Genomic DNA, 15,956 nt, shown 5'->3' with positions numbered 1-15,956 from the left:
AGACCATGAGCGATCATGTTGCGTGGTGTCTCGTGGTGCTGTGCAGTGACGTCTTTCCTGATCAGAGTACGTGCAACAGGCTGTCCTGTGCCGCCCCGTGATGCAAGGAGCGACCGCGCGGCACTTCACCACCGAGCGCCGCGGTCTCCATCCACGACGAGAGCCTCTCATAGAAACGATATCTACCACAGCCAATAAATGGTATCGTTTTGCTGACAGGAGTATCCGCGGAGGGACCATCCACATGGCCAGAACAGTCATCGACCTCGACGAAGACATGGTCGCCGAGGCCATGCGCATCTTCGGCACCAAGACGAAGGCCAAGGCCGTCCGCCTCGCCATGGAGGACGCCGTCAAGAGGCGCCTGCGGCAGGAGGGCTTCGACTCCATGGACGCCGGCGAGCTCGACTTCAGCGAGATCGTCGAGAACACTGGCCCGCGCAACGCCGACGGCTCCCTCAAGCACAACGGCGACCGCGACGGAGGCCGGGCCGCCTGATGCAGGACCGCTACCTGATCGACAAGTCCGCCCTGGCCCGCTGGACGAAGCCGAGCGTCAAGGAGGTGCTCAAGCCTCTGCACGAGCGCAATCTCCTCGCCGTGTGCCGGCCCATCGAGTACGAGATGATCCACTCCGCACGGGACAGCTCAGAAGCAACACGGATCAGTACCTGGCTCCACGCCTTCGACTACCTCCGCACCGACGACGGCGTCTTCACCCGCGCTCTCGAGATCCAGCGCCATGCCCTCAACGCCGGCTTCCACCGCGCTCTGTCGCTCCCCGACCTGATGATCGCCGCCACAGCGGAACTGAACCGGCGAACGGTCCTCCACTACGACGGCGACTTCGACATGATCGCCTCCCTCACCGGCCAACCCACCGAATGGGTCGTCCCGCCCGGCAGCGCCGACCGATGAGAATGCCGGCCTTCCCCACCTCCGATGAGTTGTCTGGTGTCCCTCATCGAGTGGTCGCCGAGAGGGTGGCAGCTGGCCTGCGTCAGCGCGCTGGTCGCCCTGTACAGCCTGGCTCTGCACGGATCCCTGCGGGCCCTGGGCTGGGCCGCCGGGGTTAGCTCCGTCGAACTGCCCCTCGCCGTCTTCTTCCTGACGCCGACCGCAAACCCCCTCGGCCCCTTCCTCCTGCTCGGGACGGCGACGGGGCCGTCGCCACCGGCCTGACGCTCCGTATCCGCCGGATGTACCTGACGGCACCGGAGGACCGGGCGCCCGCCCGAAGACAGAGCACGACCATCGCGTCCGGCTCACCGCGGCGGCGGATAGTCGGACGGAGGGCCGGCTGCAAGCGTCTCCGGGCCCCCGCTCATTCGTTCCCTACGCCGGGGGCATGATCGTCCGCGACCACGACGGCAACGCGCTCGGCGGACTGGGCGTCTCCGGCGCAGCGGCCTCGGAGACCAACAACGAGATCGGGCCGGCGGCCGTCGCCAAGCCGGCGTGAGCCCGCTGGGTACCACCAATTGACGGCACGCCAGAAGTGGACCCAGGCCCGGCACTCGCTGCCGCCTCAGCCCACCGGCACGACCGCGTACGCTGCCAGGCTCAAGCCCCGGTCCCTGGATGACTCCAAGACCCGCAACGACATCGTGCCCGGCCTCGGTCAGCACCGCCTCGACAAGCTCGCACCGGAGCACCTGGAGAGGCACTACGCCGACATGCTCCGGGAGGGGCACACTCCGTCCCACGTGCTGAAGGTGCACCGCATCCTGTCGCGCCCTGAAGATCGCACACCGTCGCCGGATGATCGTGGAGAACGTCGCCACTCTCGTGGACCCGCCCACCGTCGACGAGACCGAAGCGAATCCCTTCACCCTGAAGGAGGCCAAAGCCTCCCTGCTGGCCGCAGACCAAGAAGAGCCGGAACGCCGTCCCCATCCCCGCACCGTTCATCCCGCACCTGCACGCTCATAGGCAACAGCAGGAAGCCGCACGGGACGACTGGGAGGAGTTCAAAGAACTGCTCGAATCGGCGGGGGATCAGTGACCGGCGGCTGTACGACGGCAGCCGTTACACGGCAGGGACCATCCTGAACGAGCTGGGTGTGGACATCCCGACCGTCATGGAGATCCTTCGCCATACCCAGATCAGTCAGACACGGCGGTACGTGAAGGGCCGATCCGCCCTTCAGAAGGACGCCATGCTCCGCATGGGCAACGCCTTCACCCCCAGCCCAAACCGGCATTTGAGACCAAAACTGAGACCACCGACGGCAAAACAGCGCGCGCCCAACGCCGCCGACGCATCCGCTAAACGAAAAACTCCAGCTCAGACACTGTCTGAGCTGGAGTTCAAAGTGAGCCGCCTTCGGGATTCGAACCCGAGACCTACGCATTACGAGTGCGTTGCTCTGGCCAGCTGAGCTAAGGCGGCAAGCTGCGTGATCAGATTCTCATCAGCAGCGCGGCCAAGTCTACACAGTTTGGATGGGTGCTCCGTACGCCCCCTGCGCACCGCCCCCGAACCCGCTCCGCCGCAGGTCAGCGGCGGTAGCGGAGGGCGGGCGGGGGGGGGTGGGAGCGGATTGGCGGCGGACCCGGGAGGAGGTCGTCAGGTGCACTTCTTGCCGTTCGCCGGGGCCTTGCCTTCCAGGAGGTAGGTGTTGATCGCCGTGTCGATGCAGTCGCTGCCGCGCTTGTACGCCGTGTGGCCGTCGCCCTCGTAGGTCAGCAGGGTGCCGGAGTCGAGCTGGGCAGCCAGGCTCTGGGCCCACTTGTACGGGGTCGCCGGGTCGCGGGTCGTGCCGACCACGACGATCGGGGCCGCGCCCTCGGCCTCGATGCGGTTCGGCTTGCCGGTCGGGTCGGCCTTCCAGTAGCTGCAGTTCAGGGCGGCCCAGGCGAGGCCCGCGCCGAAGGTCGGGGAGGCCTTCTCGAAGGAGGGGAGGGCTTTCTTCACGGCGTCGGGGCCGCTGAAGGAGGGGGGCAGGTCGAGACAGTTCACGGCCGGGTTGGCGAACATGAGGTTCGCGTAGGAGCCGTTCGCCTCACGCTCGTAGTAGATGTCGGCGAGCTTGAGCAGACCCGCGCCGTCGCCGTCCCGCGCCTGCTGGAGCGCCTCACGCAGGGTGGGCCAGGATGCCTCGTCGTACATCGCGGAGATCACCGCGGTGGTGGCCAGCGACTCGCCCAGCTTGCGCGTCTCGCCGGTCGGCACCGGCTTCGCGTCCAGTTTCCGGAAGAAGTCCCGCATACGCTGCGCCGCGTCCTTGGCGCTCTTCTTGCCCAGCGGGCACCCGTCGGTGCGCACGCAGTCCTTCGTGAAGGCGGTGAACGCGGTCTCGAAGCCGCCGGTCTGGTCGCGGTTCAGCTGCTCCGACGGGAGCGAGGGGTCCATCGCCCCGTCGAGGACGAGCCGCCCCGCTCGGGCCGGGTAGAGCCCGGCGTAGGTCGCGCCGAGGAACGTGCCGTACGACGCCCCGACGTAGGTCAGCTTCTCGTCGCCCAGGACCGCTCGCAGCATGTCCATGTCGCGCGCCGCCTCGTTCGTCGAGACGTGGCCGAGCATCCTGCCCGAGCGCTTCTGGCAGCCGGCCGCGAAGTCCTTGAAGGAGTCGACGATTCCGTTGACCTCGCCCTGGTCGTCGGGGGTCTGGTCGACCTGGGTGTAGGTGTCCATCTGCTTGTCGGAGAGGCACTCGATGGGCTCGCTGCGCGCGACGCCGCGCGGGTCCATCGCCACCATGTCGTACCGCGCCCGGACCGGCGCCGGATAGCCGATCCCCGCGTACGCCTGGAGATAGCCGATCGCCGAGCCGCCCGGCCCGCCCGGGTTCACCATCAGCGATCCCAGCCGCTTGCCCGGCCCGGTCGCCTTCTTGCGGGCCACCGCCAGCTTGACATCGTCGCCCGCGCCGGCCTTCGCGTAGTCGAGCGGCGCCTTCATCGTGGCGCACTCGAAGCCGGACACCCCGCACTCGCGCCAGGTCAACTTCTGCCCGTAGTACGGCTTGAGGGTGGCCGGGAGCGCGGTGGGCAGCGGCTTCAGGGTCTCGGACGACGCGTTCGCCGGCGTTTCGCCGCCCGGCCCGTCACCGTCCTGCGCGGTGCGCGAGGACGCCGAGGCGTCCGGGGTCGAAGTCCCGGACGAACAGCCGGAGATCAGCAGGGCGACGGCCGCGAAGACGGGGCCGGAGATGCGCAGCAAGCGCCTGGTGTCCATCGTTCGGTCCCTCACTCGCGGCGGAACGGGCACAGTCTCGGGGCAGGTTCTCGGAGCGTATCCGCCCGGGCACACTCTCCGCGCGATCCACGCGCTCGTACGGGTGAGACGGGGAAGTGCGGGTGAGCGCGCACGGCCGGCCATGCGCGGATCCGGGGGCGGATGCGGAAGCAGGTCCAGGAACGGGCCCACCTCGACCGGGGGCCGGATCAACCCGCGCGGAGCCCCATCGTCATCGACTCGACCGCCAGCAGCGGCGACACGTTGCGGTCCAGCGCGATGCGGCAGGCGCCCACCGCCTCTATCCGGCGCAGCGTCGACTCCGGCGTCGAAGCGCTCGCGATCCGGTCCAGTGAGCTCTGCACCTCGGTGTTGGCGATGGCCACCGAGGAGCCCAGTTGCAGCGCCAGTACGTCACGGTAGAAGCCGGTGAGTTCGACCAGCGCGAGGTCCAGACTGTCCCGCTGGGTACGGGTCGCGCGGCGCTTCTGCCGGTCCTGGAGGTCCTTCATCGCGCCCGCCGTGCCCCGCGGCATCCGGCTGCCGGTGCCCGCCGCAGCGCCCAGCGCGGCGCGCAGTTCCTCTGTCTCCTTGCCGTCGACATCCTCCGCGACCTGCTTGGCGTCCTCCGCGGCCGCGTCGATCAGCTCCTGGGCCGCCTTCAGACAGCCACCGATGTCATCGACCCGCAGCGGCAGTTTCAGCACCGCGGCGCGCCGGGCGCGCGCCCGCTCGTCGGTCGCGAGGCGGCGAGCGCGGCCGATGTGCCCCTGTGTGGCGCGGGCTGCCGAGGCGGCCAGCTCCGGTTCGATGCCGTCACGGCGCATGAGCACCTCGGCCACGGCGTGCACCGGGGGCGTACGGAGGGTCAGGTTGCGGCAGCGCGAGCGGATCGTGGGCAGCACGTCCTCCAGGGACGGCGCGCAGAGCAGCCATACGGTGCGCGGCGCGGGCTCCTCCACCGCCTTCAGCAGGACGTTCCCCGCGCCCTCGGTGAGCCGGTCCGCGTCCTCCAGGAGCATCACCTGCCAGCGCCCGCCGGCCGGCGACATCGCGGAGCGGCGCACCAGGTCGCGGGTGTCCTTCACACCGATGCTCAGCTGGTCCGTACGAATCACGTCGACGTCGGCGTGCGTGCCCACGAGCGCGGTGTGACAGCCGTCGCAGAAACCGCAGCCGGGGACGCCGCCCAGAGCCCGGTCAGGGCTGACGCACTGCAGAGCGGCGGCGAACGCGCGCGCCACGGTGGACCGGCCGGAACCGGGCGGCCCGGTGAACAGCCAGGCGTGCGTCATCTTCGACGCCACGCCCGAGTCGGGGGCCCCTCTGCCGGCCGTGACCAGCGTGTCCGCGTCGCGGGCGGCAGCCGCGAGCTGCTCCGTCACCTTTTCCTGGCCGACCAGGTCGTCCCACACCGCCATCGCTGTCCCGCCGTCCCTGTGCTGTGGCCGTACGGCCCCGTTGCCTTCGCGCCGCCGCGCCGTTCCGGGGGCCCCGCAGCCCCGCTGTCGTCGTCCGGCCTGCCGTCTTCCGCCCGTCTTCCGCTCCGAGCGCTGCGGTTTCCCATTGTGGGCCACCCCACTGACAACCCGGAGCAGCCCGGCCCCGAGAGGGACCCGAGACGGCTCCGGGCACAGCTCAGGGGGCGGTACCCGACCGTGGCCGAGCGCCGCCCCCTGAGGGTCAACCGTCCGTACTAGCTCCGGCGGCCGCGGCCCTTGCCGCCCCGACCGCTGTCGTCCTCGTCGTCACGCGTGCCGAGAAGCTCGTCCGCGAGGGTCGGCAGGTCGTCGAGCGGGGTCTCCTCCGCCCAGTCGGGACGCGGACGGCTGCGGCGCGGCGGCTCTGCCGGATGGCCCGTCGCCGGGTCGATCTGGGGCAGTTCCCGGGTGCGCTCGGTCTCGGTCTCGGGCGTGGACTGGGGCCGGGACCGCGATTGCGACCGCTGCCGGGGCGGGGGCTGCTGCGCCCCGCCGTCCTCCTTGTGGAACAGCCACGGCGGTACGCGGTCCGCCGGGTCCGCGGGCCGGTCGGCGGGTACGGACGGCAGCACGGCCGTCTCGTCCGCCGCGCCCGGGGCGTGCGGCTGCGCGTGCTGCTGGTTCTGTTGCTGCCACTGCTGCCGCTGCTGCGATTGGACGTTCGGCTGCGGCAGCACGGCCGTCTCCTCGGCGTCCGCGCCGCGCCCGCTCTGCCCGGAACCGGACCGCGAGTCGGACCGCGGGTCGGACCGCGGGTCGGACCGCGGGTCGGACCGCGCCCCGCCCTCGCGCCGGTCGGACGGCCCGTCAGGCCGTACGGACGGCAGCACAGTCGTCTCATCGGCAGGACCAGTGACACCGGCGGCACCGCCCGCCGCATCAGCCCCAGGCCGACCGCCCCGCAGATCCACCCGAGGCGTCTCGACCGTCAGCGCGTCGTCCGCGTGCCCGGCGCCACCGGTGCCACTCGTGCCACCAGCGCCACCGGCCGCGTCCCGGTCCGTACCCGGCACGGAGCCCGGCTCCGCCCGCTGACCGCCGCTGGGAATCTGCGTCTCGATCGTCGGAGCGTCGTCCAGCTTGCGCGCCTTCGCGGCTGCCGCAGCCGCCTCGTCGGCTTCCTTCTGCGCCGCCGCCCGAGCCGCGGCGGCGGCAGCCGCAGCTTCCGCCGCGGTCGCGGCCCTGGCGGCGTCCGCCGCCTGCCGGGCCCGCTCCGCGCGCAGCAGGGCTTCCTCCGCCTTGCGCTGCTTCTCCAGCCGCCGCTCCTCGGCCTCCGCCCTGAGCCGTGACTGCTCTTCCGCCTGGCGTCGCAGCCGCTCCTGCTCGATGGCCTTCGCACGCTCCTCCGCCTCGCGGCGCAGCTGCGCCTCCTCGGCCAGCCGGCGCGCCTCCTCGGCGCGCTGCCGGGCCTCTTCCTGCCGGCGTTCCGCCTCGCGCAGCTGCGCAGCCGCCAGTTCCTCGCGCTTGCGCTCCGCTTCCTCCGCGCGCAGCTTGGCGAGCTGCGCCTGGCGCTCGCGCTCCAGCCGCTCTTCCTCCGCCTTGCGCGCGGCCTCTTCCTCGGCCTTGCGCCGCGCCTCTTCCTCGGCGGCCTTACGGGCCTCGTCGCGCACCTTGATCTCGGCCTCGGAGAGCGGCAGCATCTGGTCGAGCCGGTGCCGGATCACCGTGGTGACGGCCTCCGGCTCCTGGCCGGCGTCGACGACGACGTAGCGCGCCGGGTCGGCGGCGGCGAGGGTCAGGAAGCCGGCCCGTACCCGCTGGTGGAACTCTGCGGGCTCGGACTCCAGCCGGTCGGGCGCCTCGGTGAAACGCTCGCGGGCCGCCTCCGGGGAGACGTCCAGCAGCGCCGTCAGATGCGGCACCAGGCCGTTCGTCGCCCAGCGCGAGATACGGGCGATCTCGGTCGGCGCGAGGTCGCGGCCCGCGCCCTGGTAAGCGACGGACGAGTCGATGTAGCGGTCGGAGATGACGACCGCGCCGCGCTCCAGCGCGGGGCGCACGATGGAGTCGACGTGCTCGGCCCGGTCGGCCGCGTACAGCAGCGCCTCGGCCCGGTCCGAGATCCCGGCGGACGACACGTCCAGCAGGATCGACCGCAGCCGCTTGCCGATGGAGGTCGCGCCCGGCTCGCGGGTCACCACGACCTCGTGGCCCTTGTTGCGGATCCAGTCCGCCAGCACCTCGACCTGAGTGGACTTGCCGGCGCCGTCGCCGCCCTCCAGGGCGATGAAGAAGCCGGTGGCGGACGGGGCCTGGGCGGGCTCGCCGCCGCGCAGGGCCTCGCGCAGGTCGCGCCGCAGCGGCACGCCCTGCCGGTCGTCGGTCTTGCCCAGCACCAGCGCGGCCACGGGCAGCAGCAGCGCGCCTACGAGCATCAGGGTGAAGGCAGCGCCGCCGTGCGCGAAGACGAAGGAGCCGTTGGCGAGCCGGTGCGGGCCGATCGCCGCGGCGAGCAGCGGGGCGGCGAGGGCGGCGAGGCCGACGGCCACCCGGACGACGGCGTGCAGGTGTTCGGTCGCGCGCCCCCTGCGACCTTCCTCCACTTCCTGTTCGAGGAGGGTGTGGCCGGTGTTCGCGGCGACTCCGGCGGCGGTGCCGGCGAGCAGCGCCAGCAGCAGCACGGTGGTCGGGTCGGGGACCAGACCGGCGGCCAGCAGGGCCAGTCCGGTGAGCATGATGGCGAGCGCCAGCAGCCTGCGGCGGGAGAACCCGGGCAGCACCTTGGGCGCGTAGCGGATGCCGATGACCGGTCCGCTGCCCAGCATCAGGACGAGCAGCGAGAAGCCGACCGGGCCGCCCTTGAGGTCGGTGGCCTGCAGTGCGGCGACGGCGACCGCCGCGGCGACCGCTCCGGCTACGGCGGCGCAGGCGAGGACGAGCAGCGGGAGCACGCCCGTACGGCCCTTGTCCACGAGGGGGCGGGGGGCTGTGACAGCGGCGGAACCCTTTGTTCCACCAGCGGAACCCGAGCCGGATCCCGAACCGGAGCCCGAGCCCGAACCGGGCGTACCTGGCGTGCCGGCGCCGGCAGCACCGGCGGCGCCGGCCTTCTTGGGACGGCGCAGTCCCTCAAGCGGGGAGCGCGCGCGGAGCGTCTGCACGCCGGGCAGTTCGACGAAGTAGAGGATCGACACGGACGAGGAGAACAGCCCGGCCGCTACGTACGAGCCCAGGGCCGCCTGGTGCGTGTGGAACCAGTCGATGCCGGCGCCCAGCAGATTGCCGAAGAGCGAGATGACGATGAGCGAGGCGGCCGCGATGGGCAGCGTCACGAAGGTCGTACGCAGCGACAGCCGCCGCAACGCGTCGAAGTGGTCCGGGAGAGGCCGTATGACCGCGCCCTCGATCGGCGGCGCGGGCAGCAGCCCGGGGGCCGCGCCGTCCTTCGCCACCGTCCAGAAGCGCTCGGCGACACCGGCCACGAAGGCGGTGACGAGGATCAGGGCGAGCGCGTTGTCCGGGGTCCAGTCGATCCACAGCGGGGCGACGACGAGCAGCGCCATCCGCACGCCGTCCGCCGCGATCATGGTCCATCGCCGGTCGAGCGGTCCGGCGGGGCCGACCAGTGAGGAGAGTGGGCCGAGCAGTACGGCACCGAAGAGGAAGGTCGCGAGCAAGCGGGCGCCGAAAACTGCGGCGACCGCCAAGGCCGTCCCCCGATAACCACCCCCGAAGGAGCCTGCGAGTACTGCCGCTTGAAGCGACAGGAGCAGGAGCACAAGCAGGGCTAGGGCGTCGCCGATCCCTCCCACGAGCTGCGCGCTCCACAACCGCCGGAGCGGTGGGAAGCGCAGCAAGGCTCGAACGGCGCGCTCGCGGGAGTCCGCTGCAAGGGCGCCGGATGTGGGGGTCACGACCGTTGGCTGCTCGGCACGCGTCATCCAGCCAGCCTATCCGGATCACGCGAATCCCCGTGCCCCCGCCCGAACAAGTGCCCGCCGATCCCGGCGAGCCCACCGATTCGGGCCCCTCGACGGTTCACAAGGACGCTGCCGATGACGGCGACTCCGCGCCCTCACGCCCCGGCGCACCGGCCGAGCCACGCGCCCCCGTGACGCTACGCGCCCCGTTCCCACGCACCCCGCGCCTCCACACCCCGGACACAGCGATGGCGCCTGCCGACGCCCCCCGACTGGGGAACCCCGACAAACGCCACCACCACTGCAACCACTGCTGTCACACCGGCCGCCGCGGCCATCGCAGCCGCCACCAGCGCCGTAACGCCTACTCGGAAGCGTCCGCCGCCGTCGGCTTGCCGGCTGAGGCCGCCGTCGCAGCAGCCTTCTTCGCCGGAGCCTTCTTCGCCGGAGCCTTCTTGGCCGGGGCCTTCTTCGCGACCGCCTTCTTGGCGGTGGTCGTGCTCGCCGCGGCCGTCTTCTTGGCCGCTGTCTTCTTCGCGGCGGTCTTCTTGGCCGGGGCCTTCTTGGCGGTCTTCTTCGCCGGCGACTTGGCCCGCTTCTCGGCGAGCAGCTCGTACCCGCGCTCCGGGGTGAGCGACTCGACCTCGTCGTCCCGGCGCAGCGTCGCGTTCGTCTCGCCGTCCGTCACGTACGCGCCGAAGCGGCCGTCCTTGACCACCACCGGCTTCTCGCTGACCGGGTCGGTGCCCAGTTCCTTGAGCGGCGGCTTGGCGGCGCCGCGGCCACGCTGCTTCGGCTGGGCGTAGATCGCCAGGGCCTCGTCGAGCGTGATGGAGAAGAGCTGGTCCTCGGTGTCGATCGAGCGCGAGTCCGTCCCCTTCTTGAGGTACGGGCCGTAGCGGCCGTTCTGCGCGGTGATCTCGACGCCGTCGGCGTCGGTCCCGACCACTCGCGGCAGGGACAGCAGCTTGAGCGCGTCCTGCAACGTGACCGTGTCGAGCGACATCGACTTGAAGAGCGAGCCGGTCCGCGGCTTGATCGCGTTCTTGCCGGTCTTCGGAGTGTCCTCGGGGAGGATCTCGGTGACGTACGGGCCGTAACGGCCGTCCCGGGCGACGACGGGCCGGCCGGTCTCCGGGTCGGTGCCCAGCTCGAAGTCGCCGCTCGGCTTGGCGAGCATCTCCTCGGCGTACTCGACGGTCAGCTCGTCGGGCGGCAGATCGTCGGGGACGTCGGCGCGCTGGTGGCTCTCCTCGCCCTTGTCGCCGCGCTCCACGTACGGCCCGTAGCGGCCGACGCGCAGCATGATGCCGTCGCCGATCGGGAAGGACGAGATCTCGCGGGCGTCGATGGCGCCGAGGTCGGTGACGAGCTCCTTGAGGCCGCCGAGGTGGTCGCCGTCGCCGTTGCCGGCGTCAGCGGCCGACTTCGTCCGCCCTTCCTCGGGCTCCGTGGAGCCGAAGTAGAAGCGGCGCAGCCACGGCACCGGCAGGGCCTCGCCGCGCGCGATGCGGTCGAGGTCGTCCTCCATCTTCGCGGTGAAGTCGTAGTCGACGAGCCGGCCGAAGTGCTTCTCCAGCAGGTTGACGACGGCGAAGGAGAGGAAGGAGGGGACGAGCGCGGTGCCCTTCTTGAAGACATAGCCGCGGTCGAGGATGGTGCCGATGATCGAGGCGTAGGTCGACGGGCGGCCGATCTCGCGCTCTTCCATCTCCTTGACCAGCGAGGCTTCGGTGTAGCGGGCCGGCGGCTTGGTCGCGTGGCCGTCGACCGACAGCTCCTGGGCGCTCAGCGCGTCGCCCTCGCCGACCTGCGGCAGCCGCCGCTCGCGGTCGTCGAGCTCGGCGTTCGGGTCGTCGGCGCCTTCGACGTACGCCTTCATGAAACCGTGGAAGGTGATCGTCTTGCCGGACGCGCTGAACTCGACGCCCCGGCCGTCCGAGGAACGGCCGCCGATCTTGACGGTGACGGAGTCGCCGACCGCGTCCTTCATCTGGGAGGCGACGGTCCGCTTCCAGATCAGCTCGTAGAGCCGGAACTGGTCGCCGGTGAGGCCGGTCTCCGCGGGGGTGCGGAAACGGTCGCCGGAGGGGCGGATCGCCTCGTGCGCCTCTTGCGCGTTCTTGACCTTGCCGGTGTATGTGCGCGGCTTGTCCGGGAGGTATCCGGCCCCGTAGAGCTGGGTGACCTGCGCCCGGGCGGCCCGCACGGCGGTGTCCGAAAGCGTGGTCGAGTCCGTACGCATATAGGTGATGAAGCCGTTTTCGTACAGCTTCTGCGCCACCTGCATGGTGGACTTCGCCCCGAAGCCCAGCTTGCGGCTGGCCTCCTGCTGGAGCGTCGTCGTACGGAAGGGGGCGTACGGCGACCGGCGGTACGGCTTGGACTCGACGGACCGTACGGAGAACTCGGAGTCCTCCAGCGCGGTGGCCAGCGCGCGAGCGTTGGCCTCGTCCAGGTGCAGGACGGTCGAGCTCTCCTTGAGCGTGCCGACGGAGCCGAAATCGCGGCCCGTGGCGACACGGCGGCCGTCGACGGTGGTCAGCCGGGCGGTCAGGGTGCTCGGGTCGGACGCGTCGCCGGTGCGGCCGGTCAGGAAGGTGCCGGTCAGGTCCCAGTACTCGGCGGAGCGGAAGGCGATGCGCTCGCGCTCCCGCTCGACGACGAGGCGGGTGGCGACGGACTGCACGCGGCCCGCCGACAGCTTCGGCATGACCTTCTTCCACAGGACCGGCGAGACCTCGTAGCCGTACAGGCGGTCGAGGATTCGGCGGGTCTCCTGGGCGTCGACCAGGCGCGTGTTCAGCTCGCGCGGGTTGTTCACGGCCTCGCGGATCGCGTCCTTGGTGATCTCGTGGAAGACCATCCGGCGGACCGGGACCTTGGGCTTGAGGACTTCCTGGAGGTGCCAGGCGATCGCCTCGCCCTCCCGGTCCTCATCTGTCGCGAGGAAAAGCTCGTCGGACTCGGCCAGCAGCTCCTTGAGCTTGCTGACCTGCGCCTTCTTGTCTGCGTTGACGACATAGATCGGTTGGAACTCGGCGTCGACGTTCACGCCCAGGCGGGCCCAGGGCTCGCCCTTGTACTTCGCCGGGACCTCGGCTGCCCCATTCGGCAGGTCGCGGATGTGCCCCACGCTGGCCTCGACCACGTAGCCGGGGCCGAGATAGCCCTTGATCGTCTTCGCCTTGGCAGGCGACTCGACGATGACGAGTCGGCGGCCGCCCTTTGCGGGCTCGCTGGTCGGGGACAACTTCGCTCTTCTCTCCGGTCGGCGCTCGGTCTGCGGACTCTCGGTCCACAGACTGTCTACAGGCGCTGCGATGCGGTGACACCGCAGTGACGCTGCGGAGTGTGACGGTACCTCCCGCCCCCGTGTCAAACGGAAAAAGCCCGCAACGCCACTCGAACGGTAACCCGACAAGTGGCCATCCTGCCGCCTGGACCGATACACCGCTTTCGCGGGAGCGCCGTCAGACCTGCCCCAGACACCAGACGCCGAGGGCCACTGACACCCCGCCGGAGAGAAAGGAGAGGAGTGCCGAGGTGGCAGGGCTCACGCCATATGCCACCGGCGCACGCAGTCGAAGACGCGCCCCCGCCCACAGCAGCAGGCCGAGCCCGAACAGCACGAACGTCATCCCTGCGAAGACCGCTGGTCCACTCTCCATGGCGCGAGGGTGACACCCGTGGGAGGCGTACGGGCGAACGGCGGGTGAATGCCGGCGGACGACTCCCGGCCGGCCGCCGCCCGCCCGCCTCCCGACCCGCTTCGCCCGTCCCCCGACCCGCTTCGCGCGCCTGCGCGCCTCCCGCGTGAACCGGCGCGCCCCGGCGCACACCCGCGCGCTTCGGGGGGCGCACCCGGCGCGCATCCGGGGGCGCGCCCGGCGGCGCACGCCCAGGGCCGCACCCGGGAGGCGCGCAAACCGGCGCAAGCGCGGGTGCACCCGGCCGGGCAGCCGCACACCCGACGGCTCGGGCGGACTACTACCGCAGCGGATTACTACCGCAGCGGACTTACTCCGGCAGCAGAAAGCCCTGTTCGACCAACAGCCTGATCTGCGCCGGCGTACGGTCGCGCAACAGCAGCGGCTCCTCGTCCACGAGTTGGGCGATGGCGTCGAGGATGCGCCCGGACGGCAACGACCCGTCGCAGACGCCCACGAAGCCCGCGCCCACCGTGTCGACCTTGGTGGCGCGCCGCATGCCCCGGTTCTGACGGAGCACCACATGCTCGGGGTCCTCCGAACCGGGCAGTCCGACCTGCTCCTGGACGACCTCGGCCGCCAGCCTGAAGTGCGCCTCCAGCAGCCCCGCGTCGTCCACGCCGCTGAGGAAGTCCTGCCGCTCGAAGTGCGCCTGGATGGCCGCGCCGAGCGGCTGCTCGACGGAGTGCGGCCACTCCTCGACCGTCACCGAGGGCCGGTCGGCGCCGGACTTGCGCAAGGTGATCCAGCCGAAGCCGACGGCCTTGGTCCCGCGGGCCTCGAATTCGTCCAGCCAGGCGTCGTAGCGGGCCGCGTACCGCGCCGGTTCGGCGCGGTGGTCGCCGCCGTCCCGCAGCCACAGCTCGGCGTACTCCGCGACGTCCTGCACCTCGCGCTGCACGATCCAGGCGTCGCAGCCGCGCGGCACCCAGGAGGCGAGCCGGTCGTGCCAGTCCTCGCCCTCCACATGCTGCCAATTGGCGAGCAATTGGCAGTAGCCGCCGTCGTTGAGACGGTCCCCGGCCTGCTGCACCAGGGTGCGGCAGAGGTCGTCGCCGCCCATTCCGCCGTCCCGGTACGTCAGCCGCGCGCCCGGCGAGATCACGAACGGCGGGTTGGAGACGATCAGGTCGAACCGCTCGTCGCCCACCGGCTCGAAGAGCGACCCCTCGCGGAGCACGGGCGCGGCCGCGCCGGAGAGCGCCAGGGTGAGCGCGGCGATCCGCAGGGCGCGCGGATTGAGGTCGGTGGCGGTGACCCGGGTGGCGTACTGAGCGGCGTGCAGCGCCTGCACGCCGGAGCCGGTCCCCAGGTCGAGCGCGCTCGCCACCGGTTTGCGCACGGTGATCCCGGCGAGCGTGGTGGACGCGCCGCCGACGCCGAGGACCAACTGCGAGCGGTCCACCCCGGACGCCTCCCCGCTGATCCCGCCCGCGCCGCCGACCGCGCAGCCCAGGTCGGAGACGATCCACCAGTCCTGCGCCTCCGGGCCGCTGTACGGGCGTACGTCGACACTGGCCCGTACCTCGCCGCCGTCCCTGACCAGCCAGCCGTCGGCCAGGCAGTCGTCGACGGGCAGCACCGCGCGGACCCGCTCGTACGGGGCCGGGGACTGCAGCAGGAAGAGCCGGACGAGAGTCTCCAGCGGACTGTCGCCCCGGGTCGCGCGCAGCGCGGGGACGGTCTCGCCCCGGGCGAGGGCCGAATAGGCGGGCGCGCCGAGCAGGTCGAGCAGGCCGTCAGGGGTGAACGCGGCGGTCCGCAGGGCCGCGCGCAACACTTCGACGCGGTCGGCTCCTGCGCTGTCGCTGGGTGTGGTGGTGCCGGCAGTGGGAAGGCGGTGCGTACTCACCCGTCCATTGTCACGGCTGACAGCGACGACGGCCACGACCCGGCGCGTCGCCCTGGTGGCGCGGTGGGCCATGGCCGTCGTCAGCGGTCATACGGCAGCCGTCACGCGGCTGCGGTCCTACGGCTGCGTCATACGGCTGTGATCGCGCGGCAGCGTTCACGCGACGGCGGTCACGCGGCAGAAGCCGTCACACAGCAGCGGCCAGACGACAGCCGTCGCGCGGCAGCCGTCACACAGCAGCGATCACGCCTTCTTCGACGCCGAAGCCGAGGGAGATGCTTTCTGGCAGCCGGACTGCTTGGCCATCGCCTTGCCGACATCGCCGGACTGCAGCTTGTTGAGCGCCTTGTCGCCGCTCTTGCTGAGCGTGTCGAGCTTGTCCGCGACGCCCTTGAGACCGTCGGCGAACTTCGCCTGGTCCTTGGTGTCCAGGCCGTCCACGGTCTTCTTGAGGTCCTCGTACGACTTGGAGGTCGCGTCGAGTTCCTTGACCGCTTCCTTCTGGGTCTTGGCCCCGCCGTCCACCGGCGGCGCGCCGGCCTTCTCGACCGCGTCGCCCAGCGCGGCGTACGCGTCGGAGATCTGCTGGAAGGCCTTCGAGTCCGTCGTCTTGACGTCCTCGGGCTTGCTGTTGTCCGCCGTCGCCTTCTGGATCGAGGCGTTCGCGCCCTGGATCTTGTTGAGCTGGGGCTGCACCTGATCGCAGACCTTCTTGGCCCAGTCGTCGATCTTCTTATTGCCGTCGTCACTACTGCACCCGGACAGTGCCAGTACGAGTACCGCACCGCCGGACAGTGCGCAGCCAAGCTTCTTGTTCACCGGATCGGTCCCTTCCATGGCTCTACGGCCCCGGAACATACACGCCAAGTGGCC

Annotated in this window: 10 protein-coding genes, 1 tRNA gene and 1 pseudogene; 4 read left to right on the top strand and 8 right to left on the bottom strand. The window is 71.2% G+C overall.

The features are described 5' to 3' along the window. Positions 1-244 precede the first annotated feature (244 nt). From QMK28_RS01445 to QMK28_RS01430, 4 genes and pseudogenes are all read left to right on the top strand, one after another. Complete coding sequence (locus tag QMK28_RS01445; protein WP_326435076.1) at positions 245-499, top strand: type II toxin-antitoxin system VapB family antitoxin; 255 nt, start codon at positions 245-247, stop codon at positions 497-499. Next, positions 499-918, top strand: coding sequence for a PIN domain nuclease (locus tag QMK28_RS01440; protein WP_326435075.1), 420 nt, complete (start codon positions 499-501; stop codon positions 916-918). Before QMK28_RS01445 ends, QMK28_RS01440 begins: the two co-directional genes overlap by 1 nt. Before the next feature lie 36 nt (positions 919-954). Then, the gene (locus QMK28_RS01435) at positions 955-1,182 is read left to right on the top strand and encodes a hypothetical protein (RefSeq protein WP_326435074.1); all 228 of its coding nucleotides are present in this window, start codon (positions 955-957) and stop codon (positions 1,180-1,182) included. Between the two features lie 359 nt (positions 1,183-1,541). Then, positions 1,542-2,272, top strand: a pseudogene (locus tag QMK28_RS01430) (tyrosine-type recombinase/integrase); the annotation flags it as partial. 46 nt (positions 2,273-2,318) lie between these two features. Here QMK28_RS01430 and QMK28_RS01425 read toward each other — a convergent pair. The 8 genes from QMK28_RS01425 to QMK28_RS01390 form a co-directional block, all read right to left on the bottom strand. After that, a tRNA-Thr gene (locus tag QMK28_RS01425) sits at positions 2,319-2,392 on the bottom strand. A gap of 177 nt (positions 2,393-2,569) precedes the next feature. Beyond that, positions 2,570-4,180: an alpha/beta hydrolase gene (locus tag QMK28_RS01420; protein ID WP_326435073.1), complete on the bottom strand. Its 1,611-nt coding sequence runs from the start codon at positions 4,178-4,180 to the stop codon at positions 2,570-2,572. Between the two features lie 209 nt (positions 4,181-4,389). Further along, positions 4,390-5,601, bottom strand: coding sequence for a DNA polymerase III subunit delta' (locus QMK28_RS01415; protein WP_326435072.1), 1,212 nt, complete (start codon positions 5,599-5,601; stop codon positions 4,390-4,392). Between the two features lie 275 nt (positions 5,602-5,876). Continuing rightward, positions 5,877-9,542 (bottom strand): dTMP kinase, encoded by a 3,666-nt coding sequence (gene tmk / locus QMK28_RS01410; RefSeq protein ID WP_326435071.1) that lies wholly within the window; start codon positions 9,540-9,542, stop codon positions 5,877-5,879. Between the two features lie 343 nt (positions 9,543-9,885). Next, entirely contained in the window at positions 9,886-12,774 is a 2,889-nt protein-coding gene (gene topA, locus QMK28_RS01405; protein ID WP_326435070.1) for a type I DNA topoisomerase, read from the bottom strand. 220 nt (positions 12,775-12,994) lie between these two features. Further along, positions 12,995-13,192, bottom strand: coding sequence for a hypothetical protein (locus tag QMK28_RS01400; RefSeq protein ID WP_326435069.1), 198 nt, complete (start codon positions 13,190-13,192; stop codon positions 12,995-12,997). Positions 13,193-13,541: 349 nt separating this feature from the next. Beyond that, positions 13,542-15,083 (bottom strand): DUF7059 domain-containing protein, encoded by a 1,542-nt coding sequence (locus QMK28_RS01395; RefSeq protein ID WP_326435068.1) that lies wholly within the window; start codon positions 15,081-15,083, stop codon positions 13,542-13,544. A 243-nt stretch (positions 15,084-15,326) separates the two neighbouring features. After that, positions 15,327-15,902, bottom strand: coding sequence for a small secreted protein (locus tag QMK28_RS01390; protein ID WP_326435067.1), 576 nt, complete (start codon positions 15,900-15,902; stop codon positions 15,327-15,329). Positions 15,903-15,956 lie beyond the last annotated feature (54 nt).

This window comes from Streptomyces sp. H27-D2 (assembly GCF_035828615.1).
Lineage (GTDB): Bacteria > Actinomycetota > Actinomycetes > Streptomycetales > Streptomycetaceae > Streptomyces.
Note: the sequence above shows the minus strand (reverse complement) of the source record. Positions and strands in the feature narration are given on the sequence as shown.